This is a genomic window from Pleomorphomonas oryzae DSM 16300 (assembly GCF_000422965.1).
GTDB classification, from domain to species: Bacteria; Pseudomonadota; Alphaproteobacteria; order Rhizobiales; family Pleomorphomonadaceae; genus Pleomorphomonas; species Pleomorphomonas oryzae.
Genome location: NZ_AUHB01000010.1, coordinates 105,056 through 119,904 on the forward strand (window position 1 = coordinate 105,056; position 14,849 = coordinate 119,904).

Here is a 14,849-nt window from a genome sequence, read left to right on the forward strand (position 1 = left end):
GTTGGCACAGCGGGTGATCATCCCATTCCATCAAAGAGCTTGAGCCGTTCGAGATCTGCCGCCAGGGCAGCCGTCACGCCGGTCTCAGATCACTCGGCAGCGGCCTTCTTGGGCTGCACTTCGGCGAGATAGGCGTGCATCAAGAGCTCGCTGATCGCCGCCGGCTTGAAGCGATGCTCGCCGATTTCCGAGATCGGCGTGACCTCGGCGGCGGTGCCGACCAGGAAGGCTTCCGTGAAGGTCGACAGTTCCTCCGGCAGGATGTGCCGGCGGTTGACCTTGATGCCGTGGCGGGCGGCGATCGCTTCCACCGACTGGCGGGTGATGCTGTCAAGGAAGCAGTCCGGATCCGGCGTATGCAGTTCGCCGTCGCGGACGAAGACGATGTTGGCGCCGGTCGATTCCGCCACATAGCCACGATAGTCGAGCATCAGGGCGTCGGTATAGCCCTGCGCTTCCGCCGCATGCTTGGAGATGGTGCAGATCATGTAGAGACCGGCCGCCTTCGACTTGCAGGGGATGGTCATCGGGTCGGGGCGGCGATAGGGCGCCCAGGTCAGGCGGATGCCCTTCAGCTTCTCGGCCGGGCTGAAATAGCTCGGCCATTCCCAGACGGCGATCGCCATGTGGATGGTGTTGTTGGGGGCCGAGACGCCCATGTTCTCCGAGCCGCGCCAGGCGATCGGCCGGACGTAGGCATCGACGAGGCCGGACCGGGCGAGCGCCTCGTTGGTCGCCGCCTCGATCTGCTCAAGGCTGTAGGGCAGCTTGAAGCCGAGGATCTCGGCCGATTCGATCAGGCGCTGGCTGTGCTCCCGGAGCTTGTAGACCTCGCCGCCATAAGCGCGCTCGCCTTCGAAGACGGCGCTGCCATAGTGAAGCGCGTGGGTCAGAACGTGCACCTTGGCGTCCTTCCAGTCGACGAACTTGCCGTCGTACCAGATCACACCGTCGCGGCTGTCAAAGGGGACACTGGCCATCTTGAACTCCCAGACCTTCTTTTTTCTGTTGCCCGGCACCTCCGGGACACGTTTTGCCTCGGCGTTGACAAGCGGTTATGCTCGCTGATTGAAAATCCTCAGGGGCACCGGATGTCCGTGGCGACCGCGATTTGCGAACGATCGTTTCGTCGTGACGGCTATTCAAGTAACAAATGAATCGAAGTATGTCAACATGGCTGCCATAAATTTCTCCTCTGACGCCACATCTCCGCCCGACGTGTCCCAGGCGAGTCGCGTAAGTGGCAGCGGCGGCGAGGGGCTGGACCTCGAATTGATCGAGCTTTTGTTCTTTGCCTACCGGGACTTCGTCGGCGAGGCCGACCACATATTGGAAGCCATCGGCTATGGCCGTGCCCACCACCGCGTCGTCTATTTCGTGATGCGAAACCCCGGCCTCCGGGTATCCGATCTCCTGGACATTTTGCAGATCACCAAGCAGAGCCTCGGCCGCGTGCTGAAGCAGGTGATCGACGACGGCTATATCGAGCAGCGCCCCGGCCCGGTGGATCGGCGCGAGCGCCTGCTCTACGCCACGGAGAAGGGCGAGCGGCTCGCCTCCGATCTCTCCGCCCGCCAGCATGCGCGCCTGACGCGGGCGCTCGCCCCGCTGCCGCCGGACGCGCGCGCCACCGTTCGCGACTTTCTCGGCAACATGATCGACGCCCGCGCCCCCGGCGCGCTGGTGGGTGAGGAAGACTGATGGCCGCCATTGCCCCCGCCGACGCCGCCAGCCACGTGCTCGTCGTCGATGACGACAGCCGCATCCGCCAACTGCTCGCCAAATATCTCGGCGGCCACGGCTACCGCGTCACCGCCGCCGCCGATGCCGCCGAGGCGCGGCGCAAGATCTCGGCCATCGAGTTCGATATTCTGGTGGTCGACGTGATGATGCCCGGCGAGGACGGCCTCAGCCTCACCCAGTCCTTGCGGGCCGAGCAGGACGTGCCCATCTTGCTCCTGACCGCCAAGTCGGATGGTGCCGACCGCATCCGCGGCCTCGAAGCCGGCGCCGACGATTACCTGACCAAGCCCTTCGAGCCGCGCGAGCTCCTGTTGCGCCTCAACAATATCCTGAAGCGGCGGCCGCTACCGGAAGCGCCGCTGACCCGCGAGGAAATCCGCTTCGGCCGCTTCGTGTTCAACGCCAAGCGCGAGGAACTCGTCGATGGCGAGATGCCGGTGCGCCTCACCGACCGCGAGCGGCAGCTGCTCGGCCAGTTCGCCGCCAGCCCTGACGGAACCCTGTCGCGCGAGGCGCTGAGTGGCGAGCCGGGCGACGTCGGCGAGCGGACCATCGACGTGCAGATCAACCGCCTCCGCCGCAAGATCGAGGTCGATCCCGGCAATCCCATGTTCCTGCAGACGGTGCGCGGCGTCGGTTACCGCCTGCGATTTGAGTGATACCGAGAGACATTGAAAACGCCCCTCGGTATTCGGTTTGCCGATGTCTCATGCCCTTCATGCACATGAGACATCGGCAGTGACTTCAATGAGCGGATGCGTCAGCATCTTCGCGAATTGGTAAGAGGAAAAATGACGGGAACACCCGTGCCCGAGCCCAGTGAGCGTCGCGGCCGCATCTCCGCCGGCCTCGACCGGCTGGACGACTTCACCCGGCACGTCCGCGTTTTCGTCAGCCGCTATAGCCCGAGGGTGCTGCGCCGCGCCTGGGTCGGCACCGGCCATGCCATCAACCGGTGGCTGCCCAAGGGCCTGCTCGGCCGGTCGCTCCTGATCGTCGTCGTGCCGATGCTGATCCTGCTCAGCGTTCTCACCGGCGTATTCATGGATCGCCACTGGATCCTGGTCACCCAGCGCCTGTCGGATGCCGTCGCCGGCCAGATTGTCGGCCTTGCCACCATTGCCGACACCAACGATCTCACCGACCTGCAGCGGGCTGCGATCGTTGCGTCCACTGGCGGGGCCATGGGTCTCAATGTGGAGATCATGCCGACCAGCGAGATCGGCCGGTTACGCCGCTCCTCGACCGACATCGTCCACTCGATGCTGGCCGACGGCATCCTGAAGCGCACGCATATGCCGTTCTCCATCCGCGACCTCAAAGACGACAATCGCATCGAGGTGCGGATGGTGGTCCATGGCGGCGTGCTGCGGGTGGAATTCGCCCGCAACCTCGCCTACGCCGCCAATTGGCACTTCTTCCTCGTGTGGATGGTCTGTACCGCCCTGTTCCTGGTGCTGGTATCGCTGATCTTCCTGCGCAACCAGATCAAGCCGATCGAGCGGCTGGCCGCCGCCGCCGACGCCTTCGGTCGGGGACGGCCGGTGGAAGGCTTTGCGCCGTCCGGCGCTCGCGAGGTCCGGCAGGCCGCCCACGCCTTCATCGGCATGCGCCGCCGCCTCGAACGGCAGATCGAGCAGCGCACCACCATGCTGGCCGGCGTCGGCCACGATCTCAAGACCATCCTCACCCGCTTCCGCCTCGGCCTCGCCCTGCTGCCGGAAGGAGAGGAAACCGCCGACCTCCGCTCCGATGTGGCGGAGATGGAGGCCATGCTGGAGGCCTATGTCGATTTCGCCCGGGGCGACGCCGATGAGGCGCCACAGCCGATGGATGTCGAGGCGACGATCGCCGACTGCCTGCGCCAGATGGCGGAGCCTGTCGGGCGAACGGTGCATTCCACCTTCACCGGCGACGGCGCGCTGACGCTGCGCCCCACCGCCTTCCGCCGGCTGATCGCCAACCTCGTCGGCAATGCTGCCCGTTATGGTCGCTCGGCAATCTGGGTCACCGGCGAGCGGCGAGAGGGCTGGCTATCGATCGTCGTCGAGGACGACGGGCCCGGCATTCCCGACAGCGAGCTGGAGGCGGTGTTCCGCCCCTTCTACCGGCTGGACGCGGCGCGCAATCAGGATGTGCCCGGCACCGGCCTCGGTCTTGCCATCGCCCGCGACGTCGCCCGCAGCCACGGCGGCGACATCGAGCTCGGCCCCAGCCCGCACGGCGGCCTCAAAGCGACGATCCGCCTGCCGGCGTGAAGCCGCTGCCGCCTACGTCGCCACAACATCAGCCCGAGCCCCTGGGTGACGACTCCCTAGACAGATTTCGTATTTCAATAAATTTCCGCCGATGTTAAGGAGGGCTGCAAACTATTTCACGGAGGTCGATCTGTCAGAGTCCATCGGACAGGAGTCGGGTTCATCGCGGGCCCTGCTGCACACAGTCGCCAAGCTGTACTACCTGTCGAACATCCCCCAGAACGAGATCGCCCGACAGCTCGACCTCTCAACAGCCACGATTTCGAGGTTGCTCAAGCGGGCGCGCGAGGAAGGCATCGTCCGCATCGAAGTTCGCGATCTGGTGGGACCGGATGATCTGGCGCGGGACCTCGAACGCGCGCTGGGGCTGAAGCGGGCCGTGGTTGCCGAGGTGCCCGAGGTCAACGCGGTAACTTCGCTGGCTGGCGCCGTTTCGGGTTGCCTGGCCGACGCAGGCCTCCACCCCGGTTCGGTGGTTGCCATCGGCTGGGGGCGCGCCGTCCGGGATATCATCCAAGGTGGTCTTCAAAAGTTTCCCGGCGTCATCACCGTCCCGGCCAACGGCGGCATGCAGGAAACAGCCGACCATTTTCAGATCAACGAATTCGTTCGCCTGGCGGCCGAGCAGATGGGCGGCACGCCGCGCTTTCTGCACGCTCCCTACCTGCCGTCGAGCGCCCTGCGTGAAGCTTTCCTGAGCGATCCCAGCATCCGCGAGACCATTGCCCTTTGGGAGCGCACGGATGCGGCCCTGGTCGGCATCGGTCTGCCGCATCTGTCGCCGACGCCCGGCCAGCTCGGCGTGACGGCTGATGAGCGCCAGCTCACCAACGCGGCGGGCGACGTCATCCGCCACTATTTCGATACCAACGGACAGCTGGTCTCCTGGAGCGGCGCCGACCGGCTGATCGCCCTGTCGGTGGAACAGCTGAGAAAAATTCCGTTCGTCATCGGCGTCGCCGTCTCGACCGCCAAGGCCGCCGCCATCGTCGGCGCAGCCCGGTCGCGCCTGATCAATACCCTGGTCACCGACGTGCGAACCGCCCAGGCCGTTCTCGATCTCTGCAGCTAAAGCCATCGCTGCCAGAGTCGGGAACGAGACAGACAGTCGATAACCACCGGACATACAATCACATAGCCAACCTGAACCGGCGCGAGGCTCTCCGAGCTCACGCCGGGAAGACCCATGCGGCGCCACCGGATGTTCCGCCAGCGCGGCATCGGTGCGCGTCGTCACGTCGCGCGCCAGCAGGGTTTGATACCGGTCTCCGCAAGTTATTTCACGGCATCTGGACGATTCCAGAAATTTTCATCAGTCCCTATTGAAATTTGTTTCGGAAAGATGTTACGTCTCTCTCACCGATCTCGTGTGGCCAAGCAGGGCCGCTCAGGCGGAAGGCGCGTTTGAGGAAACGCCGCCGGATTTGGGAGGAAACTCATGAAAAAGATTGCAGCTGCGCTCGCCGCCGTTCTCGTATCGACGACCGCCGTCACGGCGGCTTCGCTGAAGCCCGCCGACATCACCATCGCCCTCGTCTACGGCATCAAGGGCGACCCCTTCTACGTCACCATGGAAAAGGGCGCGCGCGCCAAGGCCAAGGAGCTCGGCATCACGCTGGTTGCCGATGGCCCCTCCCAGTGGAATCCGCAGCTTCAGACGCCGCTGATCGACGCCATGATCGCCAAGAAGGTCAACGGCATGGTAGCCGTGCCCAACGATCCGACCGCCATGATCGCCGTTCTCGAACGCGCGTCTCAGGCCGGCATCGTCCTCGCCACGGCCGACACCTTCATTGGCGATGGCGACTACAAGAAGGGCACCGTGACCTTCCCGGTGGCCGGCGTGTCGTCCGACAACTTTGCCGGCGGTGAGACGGCCTGTAAGGCCCTGATCGACGGCATGGGCGGCAAGGGCTCGCTCTACGTGCTCGTCTCGACGCCGAACGTTCCCTCCGACACGCTGCGCCGCGACGGGTGCAAGGCCGCCGTCGAAGCGACCAAGGGCGCGGTCAAGCTGGCCGGTGTCGATTACACCCAGAGCAACGCCACGACGGCCACCAACCTGACGCAGGCCGCGCTGCAGCGCGACAAGACCATCGGCGCCGTCTTCGGCGGCAATCTGTTCAGCGCCCAGGGCGCCGCCGCCGCCGTTCGCACCGCCAACCTGCAGGGCACCGTCAAGATCGCCAGCTTCGATGCGCCTGAGGAAGCCATCGCCAGCCTGAAGGACGGCCTGATCGATATCGTCATCGCCCAGCAACCCGGCCAGATCGGCGCAGTCGCCGTCCAGTCGGTCTACGACTCCCTGATGGGCAAGACCGACATTGCCGCCAAGGTGGCCGTCCCCTTCGTGACGATCACCCGCGACAACGTCGACAGCCCGGAAGCCCAGTCGGCAATCTACAAGGCCAAATAAGACGGCAAGACCCGTCTGGGAGACTCCACTCTCCCAGACGCCTGCCAAGCGCGGCGCCGGGTCGATCTTCCCTCCACGCGACCCGGAGCCGCCTCGGCGGCCTCACCGCCCATCGACAGGTCGATGGCGTTCGGCGCGGTGCGCGCCCCCTTCCCCTTCCAGCTCAAGGACGCGCTCCATGAGTGCCAAATCAACCAGCCTTTCGTCCCCGGCCCAAGATGCCTCCGCGGGGCAAGACGAAGTCCTGGCGCCTTCCAATCTCGTCGCCTTTGCCGGACGCATGTGGGCCGTTCTGTTTCTGATCGCCCTGATCGTCTTCTTCTCGATCACCGCGCCGGGTTTCTTCGATCTGTTCAACTTCCAGGCGGTCGGCGCCAACATGGCCGTGCTGCTGGTGCTGGGCCTCGGGCAGACCTTCGTCATCATTTCCGCCGGCATCGACCTGTCGACCGGCTTCGTGATGGGGCTGTCCAGCGTCGCCAGCGCCATCGTCATGCAGGCGCTGACCGGCTACCCGCTGCCGGTAATCATCCTGCTCGGCCTGATGACGACGCTGTTCATCGGTCTGGCCGCCGGCGCGGTCAACGGCGTGCTCGTTGCCTATATGCGCGTGCCGCCGTTCATCGCCACGCTCGGCACCTTGTCGGTCGCCGAAGGCGTTGCCTACGTGCTGTCGGGAGGTCCGCCGGTTTCCATCAGCACGCGTGGTCTCGGCTTCTTCGGCAACGGCTTCCTGGCCTATTTCCATCCCGAAGCCGGCCTCAGCTTCCTGGCCATGCCGAGCGGCGTGACGGGAACGGCCGTGCGCGATGTTCTCGGCTTCTTCCCGCTGCAGGTCGTCTACATCGTCATTCTCGCCTCGTTCTGCGGCTGGCTGCTCGGCAGCACCCGCTTCGGTCGGCACGTCTATGCCGTCGGCGGCAATCCCAAGGCCGCGTCGCGGGCCGGCATTCCGCTCGCCTGGACGCTGTTCAAGATCTACGTGCTCTGCGCCGTCTCGGCGTCGCTCGCCGGCTTTCTCTATGTGCTGCGCTTCAATGGCGGCGTCGCCAATGCCGGCGACGCGCTGATGCTGTCCTCGGTCGCGGCCATCGCCATCGGCGGCGCGTCGATGCTGGGCGGCCAGGGCCGCATCCTCGGCACGGTTGTCGGCGCCCTGGTGATCGCCGTCATCCAGAACGGCCTCGTCATCCTCGGCATCGACCCCTTCTGGCAATACGTCGCCGTCGGCGCCGTCATCATCATGGCCGTCCTGGTGGATCAGGCCAAGGGGAGGTTCTTCCCATGACCATGCTCGCCCCTCACTCCGTCTCAGGTGCCGCGTCGATCCCCCAGGCCCCGCATCCCGAAGGCCTAACCCCGGTCCTGCGCTGCCGCAAGATCACCAAGCGCTTCGGCGGTCTCGTCGCCGTCGATCAGGTCGACTTCGACGTCTATCCAGGCGAAACCGTCGCGCTGCTCGGCGACAATGGCGCCGGCAAGTCGACGCTGATCCAGACGGTCGCCGGCGTTCATCGGCCGGACGGCGGCACCATCGAACTCGATGGCAAGGAAGTCGACATCCCCTCGCCCTTGCAGGCCCGCGACCTCGGCATCGAAACGGTGTTCCAGGACCTGGCGCTCTGCGACAACCTCGGCGCGGCGGAGAACATCTTCCTCGGCCGCGAGGTCCCCGGCAAAGCCTATGGCTTCTTGCCCGGATTGAACAACGCCAGGATGCGGTCCGAGGCGAAAGCCGTCCTGTCGGAACTGCACATCAACATCCGCAATCTCGAAGCTCCGGTTCGCACGCTATCCGGCGGACAGCGCCAGGCGACGGCCATCGCGCGCGCCGTCTACTGGAAAGCCAAGCTGATGATCATGGACGAGCCGACCGCCGCCCTCGGCGTGCCCGAGCAGAAGAAGGTGCTGTCGCTGATCGAGACGCTGAAGTCGCGCGGCGTGCCGGTGATCATCATCTCCCACAACATGCAGGACGTTTTCGAGGTCGCCGACCGGCTGTTCATCATGCGCCGCGGCCGCGCCGTCGCCGACCTCAGAGCCGCCGACACCAACGCCAACGAAGTCGTCCGCCTGATGGTCGGCTGACCGCCTTCCGGCAAATCCAATCAATAGCGAACAGGAAATTCAAAATGCCCAACAGGATGACAACCGCGGAGTATCGCGGCTACCAGCAGATCTGCGGCGCCAACGGCCGCATGATGGTGGTGGCCTGCGACCAGCGCGGCGCCATGCGCCAGATCCTCGCATCGACCCCCGAGGAGCGGGCCAAGATCGACGAAAACAAGCTCGGCGACGTCAAGTCCGACATCGTCGCCTATCTTGCCAACTCCGCCTCCTGCGTGCTGCTCGATCCGGTTTGCGCCGTGCCGCGCGTCATCGACGACGGTGTACTCGGCCGCAACACCGCACTGCTGATCGGCCTCGATGCGTCCGGTTGGGACGTCGACGCCAAAGGCTACCGTCTGTCCAAGCTGGTGCCGGGTGTCGATGCCCGTCGGGTCCGCGAGCTGGGCGGCACAGGCGGCAAGCTGATGGTCTACCTGCGTCCCGACCGTCCCGAAGCCAACACGCACAACATCAAGATCATCCGCGATTGCGTCGCCGACTTCGCCAAGGAAGACCTGCTCCTGGTCGTCGAAATCCTGACCTACGCCTTCGACGGCGAGGACGAGGCGGCCTACAAGGCAAAGTTCGGCGAGTTGATCGAGGGCTGTGCCCGCATCGCGCTCGACAACGGCTCCAAGGTTTTGAAACTGCCGTACCCGGGCAGCGCCGCCTCCTGCCGCGCCATTTCCGACATGGCCGGCGACGTGCCCTGGGCCGTGCTGTCGGCGGGCGTCGACCACAAGACTTTCCTCGGTCAGGTGGAAACGGCCATGCGAAACGGCGCCTCCGGTGTCATTGCCGGTCGCGCGCTCTGGAAGGACTGCATCTCGCTCGATCGCAAGGTGGAGCAGGACCGACTCGCCAATATCGCCACGCCGCGCCTCAAGGAAATCCAGAAGATTCTGGAAGCCTTCGCCGCGCCGGCCCTTGTGCCGGCCTGAGCACAAAGCATCGGACCGAAAAGTGGGAACCGGTTTTCGGAAATCCGATGCGACAACAAGAGCTGGAGCATCGGACCGAAAAGTGGGAACCGGTTTTCGGAAATCCGATGCGACAATCTAGACGAAAGGAGCGGCCCAAGGGCCGCTTCCTCGCGCGCGTTTTCGTACGCTTTCGAATTATGATCCCCCGCTAAAATAACGAGGCCCCCATGACTGACGGCGCAACGGCTCTCGGAATCGACGTTGGCGGTACAAACTTGCGCATCGCCGAAATCGACGCGTCCGGCCACATCCTGTCGCGCCATGCCGAGGGGGTCACCAACGGGCGGGATGCCTTCTCGAACCGACTTGCCGAGCTGGTCGCCAGCTGCCGAAGCCCCAACGTCGGGGCCATCGGCATCGGCATCCCCGGCCGCGTCAACGCGGCGGCCGGTCTGGTCTTGTCGGCGGGCTATCTGGATATCGGCGGGCTGCCGCTGGCCGCCTGGCTCGGCGCCGCCACGGGGCTTCCGGTAGTCGTCGAGAACGACTGTTCCATGGCGCTGATTGCCGAATGCGCCATCGGCGCCGCGCGTGGCGCCGAAAACGTGGTGATGTTCACCATCGGCACCGGCATCGGCGGCGCCATCGTCCAGGGCGGCCGACCGCTTCATGGCCACGCCACCGCCGGTCAGCTCGGCCATATCACGGTTCGCCCCGGCGGGGAGCGGTGCAATTGCGGGCGACACGGCTGCGTCGAAACGACGAGTTCCGGCACATCACTGGGCCGCTTGATCCGCGAGGTCGGGCTCGCCCCTGAGACAACGGTGGAGACCCTGTTCGCTCGGTCCGAAGCCGGCGACGAGGTCACCGAGGCCGTGTTGCGCGCCTGGGCGGAGCCGATGCGCGACGCGGCCACCTCGATGGCCGCTGCTTTCGATCCCGACCTCATCGTGTTCGGCGGCGGTCTCGGGGACGCGATGGTCCGGGCGCTCGGGCATCTGCCACCCGAGAACAGCTGGTACAGCTACGACATCCGGGCGGCGGCACTTGGCGATGACGCCGGTGTCATCGGCAGCGGACTATGGGCGCTGGCGGCACATCGTCGTGAAGGAGTGCCGCAGTCCAGCTTGCCGGTCTTCGCGGCTGATGTCGGCCGTGTGCCTGCCTTTACCCCGCAACAGCCGTGAGATGTGTTCAATGCATCCGGTCTTTCTCGTCAACGGCGTGCCGGCCAGCGGCAAATCCACCGTCGCGGCCATCATTGCCAGGCACCTGTCCCTGCCCGTTCTGACGGTCGACACCATCAAGGAAGCCTTTTTCGACCATCTCGGCATTGGCGACAGGGACTATAGCCGCAAGCTCGGACGAGCGAGCTATCAGGCGATCTTCTCCAGCATTGCCGGTTTTCCGGACGACCTCGGCGCCATCGTCGACGCCTGGCACAAGTTCGTGCCCCTCGACGTGCTCGAAGCCCATCTCGCCCGCGCCAAGGCAGGCCCGATCGTCGAGGTCTGGTGTCACGCACCTCCAGAGGTCTGCGCCGAACGCTACCGCGCCCGTGCCGCGTTTCGCCACCCCGGCCATCCACCTGCCGGCTACGCCCCCGAGTTGGCGGAACTGGCGGCTCGCGCCACGCCCATCGGGCATTGGCCCATCGTCGACGTCGAGACACTAGAGCCCCCCGACGAAGACGAATTGATACTGCGGATCAGAAAGGCCACCACCCCGGTGGAGCGAACTCGGCATGTGAATCCCGGCTGATGCCGGCGTAACCCCCAGGGCGTTGAAAGCCTCCGGCCGTGGTATACTTGTGCGTCGATCGACGCGATCGATTGCTGCTGCCCGCATGCGCCGAGCTTTTGAAAAAGGGGGAAGTCCCATGGACAACGCCGAACCGCCTCGGGACCCCAGCGCCATGTCGCGCAGCGCGGCCATCGCCTATGCCATCGGCCTGCCGCTGGCGCTCCTTGTGCTGATTTTCCTGCCGGCCGGCAGCATCGCCTGGGTGCCGGGCTGGATCTTCATTGCCGTTCTGGTCTTGGCGTTCGGTGCCTCGGCTCTCGTGCTCGCCCGGGTCAACCCGATCATCTTTCGGGCGCGCAGCCGCTTCCAGAGAGGCACCAAGGCCTGGGACAGGGCGCTGCTCGCCGCCATTCTGCCGGCCATGGTGGCGATCCTGCCGGTCGCGGCGCTCGACACCGGGCGGTTCCACTGGCTGCCGCTGCCGCTCTCAGCCGTTGTCCTGGGCTATGCCGCCTTGCTCGGGGGCATAGCGGTGACGGCCTGGGCGCAGGCCGTCAACCCGTTCTTCGAGCCGGGCTTCCGCATCCAGTCCGAGCGGCATCAGCACGTGATCGACGGAGGCCCCTACCGCTTCGTGCGTCACCCCGGCTACATCGCCGCCATTGTGATGTTCTTCGGCATGGCGCTGGCCCTCGGCTCGGTCCTGGCGCTGCTGCCCGCCGTGCTGGCGTCCGCGCTGCTCGCCCTCCGCACCTCCTGGGAAGACCGCCTGCTGCAGGCTGAGCTCCCCGGTTATGACGATTATGCTCGTCGGGTACGATGGAGATTGGTCCCTGGCCTATGGTGACAGCCGCCCCTGTTTACCCGCCAGCCTTCTTGAAGGCAGCCTTCAGGCCAGCGATGAACTCGAAGTAGGGCCCGGGACCGCTGGAAATGCGGGCAACACCCGTCGACGCGAGCTCCGATACCGAGGGCGCGGCGCCGGTCCGCATCACATTGACCGGTAGATCGACGCCGTCGCAGACACGCGCGATCAGGCCGAGATCGGTCAAGCCGGGAACGAAGAAGCCGGAGGCGCCTGCCTCCGCATAAGCCTTAGCCCGCGCAATCGCCGCATCGACAAGCCCGGCTTGCCGGCTTACGTCCCTCTCCTGAAGAAACAGGTCGGTGCGCGCATTGATGAACAGGTTGGGGGCGGCTGTGCGGATCGCCGAGATACGGTCGCATTGAGCGGATATGGCATAAAGGCCCGTGCCGCCGACCACCTGGTCTTCGAAGTTGATGCCGATGGCGCCCGCCGATGCCAGCTTCGACGTATTCTCGGCCAGCCCATCAAGGCTGTCGGCATATCCGCCCTCAAAGTCGACCGTGACCGGCAGGTCCACCGCCCGGCAAATTCGATCAACGACGGCCAACACCAGCTCGAAAGGTATGTTCTGGCCGTCCTCATAGCCATGAGCCAGCGCCATCGACATCGAACCCGTGGCGATGGCCGGCGCGCCGGCGTCGGCAATGGCCTTGGCCCCTCCGGCGTCCCAGATGTTGTAGAGAAACAGCGGATTACCCGGTTGGTGAAGGGACGCAAACAGTCTGGCTTTATCGATCTGAGATGACATGCTTTTTCCTTTCACGAAATTGCCGTTTGATCTCGCTCAGTCGCGCCATAGGCCGCCGTAGCTCTTCAGCAACCCATTGGAATTGAACCGCCAAAGCGATTGCAGCAAAAGGATAGCGCCGGTTGCGTCCGGATTGCGTCAGCACAAAAAGATAAGGCATTCCGGTGAACCCGTTTTCACCGGAAATACTCTACCGCAGGAAGATCGCCTTGGCCGCCGCCTTGACGATCTTCGCCAGCTCGACCGGATCGGTGGAGATCATTCGCCGGTGGTGCGGCGCCGCCATGGCCAGCGTGATGGAGCTCATCAACAGCGAGAAGAAGACGCTTGGCGCCACGTCGGCGATCACCTTCTCGCGGATGCCTTCCTCGATCAGCGGCATGGCGTCCTGTCCGAACGGTCCGATCAGTCGATCGATCAGCATGTCCATGCGTTCGCCGGGGATCGACGCCTCCTGAAGCAGGAGGCCCGGAAACACCGGCAGGTCGATGGCCACATCAACGACCACCTCGATGAACAGCTCGAGCCGCTGCCGCACGCCCATGCCCGTGTCGTCCTTGATGGCCCGGAGCGCGGCGTTGCGGCTTTCATGGGCGGCGGCGAGATCGATCATCGCCGACCACAGCCCCGCCTTGGAGCCGAACAGCCGGTTGATCAGCGCCATGTCGACGCCGGCCTCGTCAGCCACCGCCCTGAGCGACGTGCCGTCATACCCCTTGCGGGAAAACTGGTGCATTGCCGCCCTGAGCAGCGCCGTCCGTCCCGATTCCGCCGTCTTGGGCCGCCTGCCGGTCCGGCGTCGCGCACCACTCTCCCCGTCCATTCCCAGCCCTTCCTCCAACGCACACCCCCATATTTACAGCCGGATCGGCCGATGGGTCGTCCCGCAAAGCTACCTATCACTTCGCCATTGACGGTGAAATCGGTCACCCGTATTAAGTCATCAACTGATGACTTTTTTACCGGACGTGGGAGCGTCCAGTCTCGGGAGGATAACCATGACCAATCCCGTCACCGGGAGCCGCTCCGCGCCGCGCGTGATCCTGGAGATGCGCAACATCACCAAGACGTTTCCCGGCGTCATGGCGTTGCGCGATGTGAGCTTTTCGGTCGAGGAAGGCGAAATCCACGCGCTCTGCGGTGAAAACGGCGCCGGCAAGTCGACGCTGATGAAGGTACTGAGCGGCGTCTATCCCCACGGCACCTATGACGGCGAGATCTACTACAACGGCGAGCTGAAGAAGTTCGCCTCGATCAAGGATACCGAGGAAGAAGGTATCATCATCATTCACCAGGAACTCGCGCTGATCCCGATGCTGTCGATCGCCGAGAACATCTTCCTGGGCAACGAGGTTGCCAAGGGCGGCGTCATCAACTGGGCCGAGGCGACGCGTCGCACCACAGAGCTTCTGGCCAAGGTCGGCCTCAAGGAAAACCCCTCGACGCTGATCACCAACATCGGCGTCGGCAAGCAGCAGCTGGTGGAGATCGCCAAGGCGCTGTCCAAGAAGGTCAAGCTGCTCATCCTCGACGAGCCGACCGCCTCGCTCAACGAGAGCGACTCCAACGCCCTTCTCGATCTCCTCCTGGAGTTCAAGAAGCAGGGCCTGACCTCGATCATCATCTCGCACAAGCTCAACGAGATCTCCCGCGTCGCCGACAAGATCACCGTGCTGCGCGACGGCGCCACCGTCGAGACGCTCGACTGCCATGCCGAGACAATCTCCGAGGCGCGCATCATCCGCGGCATGGTCGGTCGCGAACTCAGCGACCGCTTTCCCAAGCGCGTACCGAAGATCGGCGAGACCATCTTCGAGGTACGTAACTGGACGGCCTATCACCCGATCCATTCCGACCGGAAGATCTCCAACGGCATCAACCTCAACGTCAAGCGCGGCGAGGTGGTGGGCATCGCCGGCCTGATGGGTGCCGGCCGCACTGAGTTCGCCATGAGCGTGTTCGGCCACTCCTACGGCCAGAAGATCTCCGGCGAGGTGCTGATCAACGGCAAGCCGGCCGACGTCTCCAACGTCGAGCGGGC

At 64.9% G+C, this 14,849-nt stretch carries 15 protein-coding genes; 12 read left to right on the forward strand and 3 right to left on the reverse strand.

The window, feature by feature from the left end; translation table 11 throughout:
* Nucleotides 1–89 precede the first annotated feature (89 nt).
* Nucleotides 90–980 carry a branched-chain amino acid aminotransferase gene (locus G522_RS0116725; protein ID WP_026792026.1) on the reverse strand — a complete coding sequence of 297 codons (891 nt, stop codon included), beginning with the start codon at nucleotides 978–980 and terminating at the stop codon, nucleotides 90–92.
* A 193-nt stretch (nucleotides 981–1,173) separates the two neighbouring features.
* Between G522_RS0116725 and G522_RS27300 the strand changes: the two genes are divergently transcribed.
* The 11 genes from G522_RS27300 (at nucleotide 1,174) to G522_RS0116780 (ending at nucleotide 12,039) form a co-directional block, all read left to right on the forward strand.
* Nucleotides 1,174–1,701 (forward strand): MarR family winged helix-turn-helix transcriptional regulator, encoded by a 528-nt coding sequence (locus G522_RS27300; RefSeq protein WP_051228717.1) that lies wholly within the window; start codon nucleotides 1,174–1,176, stop codon nucleotides 1,699–1,701.
* Nucleotides 1,701–2,402 carry a response regulator gene (locus G522_RS0116735; RefSeq protein WP_036839740.1) on the forward strand — a complete coding sequence of 234 codons (702 nt, stop codon included), beginning with the start codon at nucleotides 1,701–1,703 and terminating at the stop codon, nucleotides 2,400–2,402. The genes G522_RS27300 and G522_RS0116735 overlap by 1 nt, the downstream gene beginning before the upstream one ends.
* Nucleotides 2,403–2,534: 132 nt before the next feature.
* A complete protein-coding gene (locus G522_RS27305) occupies nucleotides 2,535–4,001 on the forward strand; it encodes an ATP-binding protein (protein WP_084633238.1) in 1,467 nt (488 codons plus the stop codon).
* A 172-nt stretch (nucleotides 4,002–4,173) separates the two neighbouring features.
* Nucleotides 4,174–5,073 (forward strand): sugar-binding transcriptional regulator, encoded by a 900-nt coding sequence (locus tag G522_RS0116745; protein ID WP_026792028.1) that lies wholly within the window; start codon nucleotides 4,174–4,176, stop codon nucleotides 5,071–5,073.
* A 366-nt stretch (nucleotides 5,074–5,439) separates the two neighbouring features.
* Nucleotides 5,440–6,417 (forward strand): ABC transporter substrate-binding protein, encoded by a 978-nt coding sequence (locus G522_RS27310; RefSeq protein WP_051228718.1) that lies wholly within the window; start codon nucleotides 5,440–5,442, stop codon nucleotides 6,415–6,417.
* Nucleotides 6,418–6,595: 178 nt separating this feature from the next.
* The gene (locus tag G522_RS0116755) at nucleotides 6,596–7,705 is read left to right on the forward strand and encodes an ABC transporter permease (RefSeq protein ID WP_026792029.1); all 1,110 of its coding nucleotides are present in this window, start codon (nucleotides 6,596–6,598) and stop codon (nucleotides 7,703–7,705) included.
* 2 nt (nucleotides 7,706–7,707) lie between these two features.
* Nucleotides 7,708–8,505 (forward strand): ATP-binding cassette domain-containing protein, encoded by a 798-nt coding sequence (locus G522_RS0116760; RefSeq protein ID WP_084633251.1) that lies wholly within the window; start codon nucleotides 7,708–7,710, stop codon nucleotides 8,503–8,505.
* 44 nt (nucleotides 8,506–8,549) lie between these two features.
* Nucleotides 8,550–9,467: a tagatose-bisphosphate aldolase gene (locus G522_RS0116765; RefSeq protein WP_026792031.1), complete on the forward strand. Its 918-nt coding sequence runs from the start codon at nucleotides 8,550–8,552 to the stop codon at nucleotides 9,465–9,467.
* A 209-nt stretch (nucleotides 9,468–9,676) separates the two neighbouring features.
* Nucleotides 9,677–10,636, forward strand: coding sequence for an ROK family protein (locus G522_RS30515; protein WP_026792032.1), 960 nt, complete (start codon nucleotides 9,677–9,679; stop codon nucleotides 10,634–10,636).
* Between the two features lie 10 nt (nucleotides 10,637–10,646).
* Nucleotides 10,647–11,210, forward strand: coding sequence for a P-loop nucleotide/nucleoside kinase family protein (locus G522_RS30520; protein WP_245586682.1), 564 nt, complete (start codon nucleotides 10,647–10,649; stop codon nucleotides 11,208–11,210).
* Between the two features lie 118 nt (nucleotides 11,211–11,328).
* Nucleotides 11,329–12,039: a methyltransferase family protein gene (locus tag G522_RS0116780; RefSeq protein WP_210162935.1), complete on the forward strand. Its 711-nt coding sequence runs from the start codon at nucleotides 11,329–11,331 to the stop codon at nucleotides 12,037–12,039.
* Between the two features lie 13 nt (nucleotides 12,040–12,052).
* Here the strand turns inward: G522_RS0116780 and G522_RS0116785 are convergent, their stop codons facing one another.
* Complete coding sequence (locus G522_RS0116785) at nucleotides 12,053–12,808, reverse strand: isocitrate lyase/PEP mutase family protein (protein ID WP_026792034.1); 756 nt, start codon at nucleotides 12,806–12,808, stop codon at nucleotides 12,053–12,055.
* Between the two features lie 190 nt (nucleotides 12,809–12,998).
* Nucleotides 12,999–13,631 (reverse strand): TetR/AcrR family transcriptional regulator, encoded by a 633-nt coding sequence (locus tag G522_RS0116790; protein ID WP_084633240.1) that lies wholly within the window; start codon nucleotides 13,629–13,631, stop codon nucleotides 12,999–13,001.
* A gap of 226 nt (nucleotides 13,632–13,857) precedes the next feature.
* Between G522_RS0116790 and G522_RS30790 the strand changes: the two genes are divergently transcribed.
* The coding region (locus tag G522_RS30790; protein ID WP_425414076.1) for an ATP-binding cassette domain-containing protein at nucleotides 13,858–14,849 on the forward strand (992 nt) is incomplete at its 3' end.

Excerpts from the sequence above, each read along its gene's own strand:
- G522_RS0116755 (WP_026792029.1), top strand. The coding sequence starts at position 6,596 with ATGAGTGCCAAATCAACCAGCCTTTCGTCCCCGGCCCAAGATGCCTCC.
- G522_RS0116760 (WP_084633251.1), top strand. The coding sequence starts at position 7,708 with ATGCTCGCCCCTCACTCCGTCTCAGGTGCCGCGTCGATCCCCCAGGCC.
- G522_RS30520 (WP_245586682.1), top strand. The coding sequence starts at position 10,647 with ATGCATCCGGTCTTTCTCGTCAACGGCGTGCCGGCCAGCGGCAAATCC.
- G522_RS27310 (WP_051228718.1), top strand. The coding sequence starts at position 5,440 with ATGAAAAAGATTGCAGCTGCGCTCGCCGCCGTTCTCGTATCGACGACC.
- G522_RS27305 (WP_084633238.1), top strand. The coding sequence starts at position 2,535 with ATGACGGGAACACCCGTGCCCGAGCCCAGTGAGCGTCGCGGCCGCATC.
- G522_RS0116725 (WP_026792026.1), bottom strand. The coding sequence starts at position 980 with ATGGCCAGTGTCCCCTTTGACAGCCGCGACGGTGTGATCTGGTACGAC.
- G522_RS0116735 (WP_036839740.1), top strand. The coding sequence starts at position 1,701 with ATGGCCGCCATTGCCCCCGCCGACGCCGCCAGCCACGTGCTCGTCGTC.
- G522_RS0116785 (WP_026792034.1), bottom strand. The coding sequence starts at position 12,808 with ATGTCATCTCAGATCGATAAAGCCAGACTGTTTGCGTCCCTTCACCAA.
- G522_RS0116765 (WP_026792031.1), top strand. The coding sequence starts at position 8,550 with ATGCCCAACAGGATGACAACCGCGGAGTATCGCGGCTACCAGCAGATC.
- G522_RS0116780 (WP_210162935.1), top strand. The coding sequence starts at position 11,329 with ATGGACAACGCCGAACCGCCTCGGGACCCCAGCGCCATGTCGCGCAGC.
- G522_RS0116790 (WP_084633240.1), bottom strand. The coding sequence starts at position 13,631 with ATGGACGGGGAGAGTGGTGCGCGACGCCGGACCGGCAGGCGGCCCAAG.
- G522_RS27300 (WP_051228717.1), top strand. The coding sequence starts at position 1,174 with ATGGCTGCCATAAATTTCTCCTCTGACGCCACATCTCCGCCCGACGTG.
- G522_RS30515 (WP_026792032.1), top strand. The coding sequence starts at position 9,677 with ATGACTGACGGCGCAACGGCTCTCGGAATCGACGTTGGCGGTACAAAC.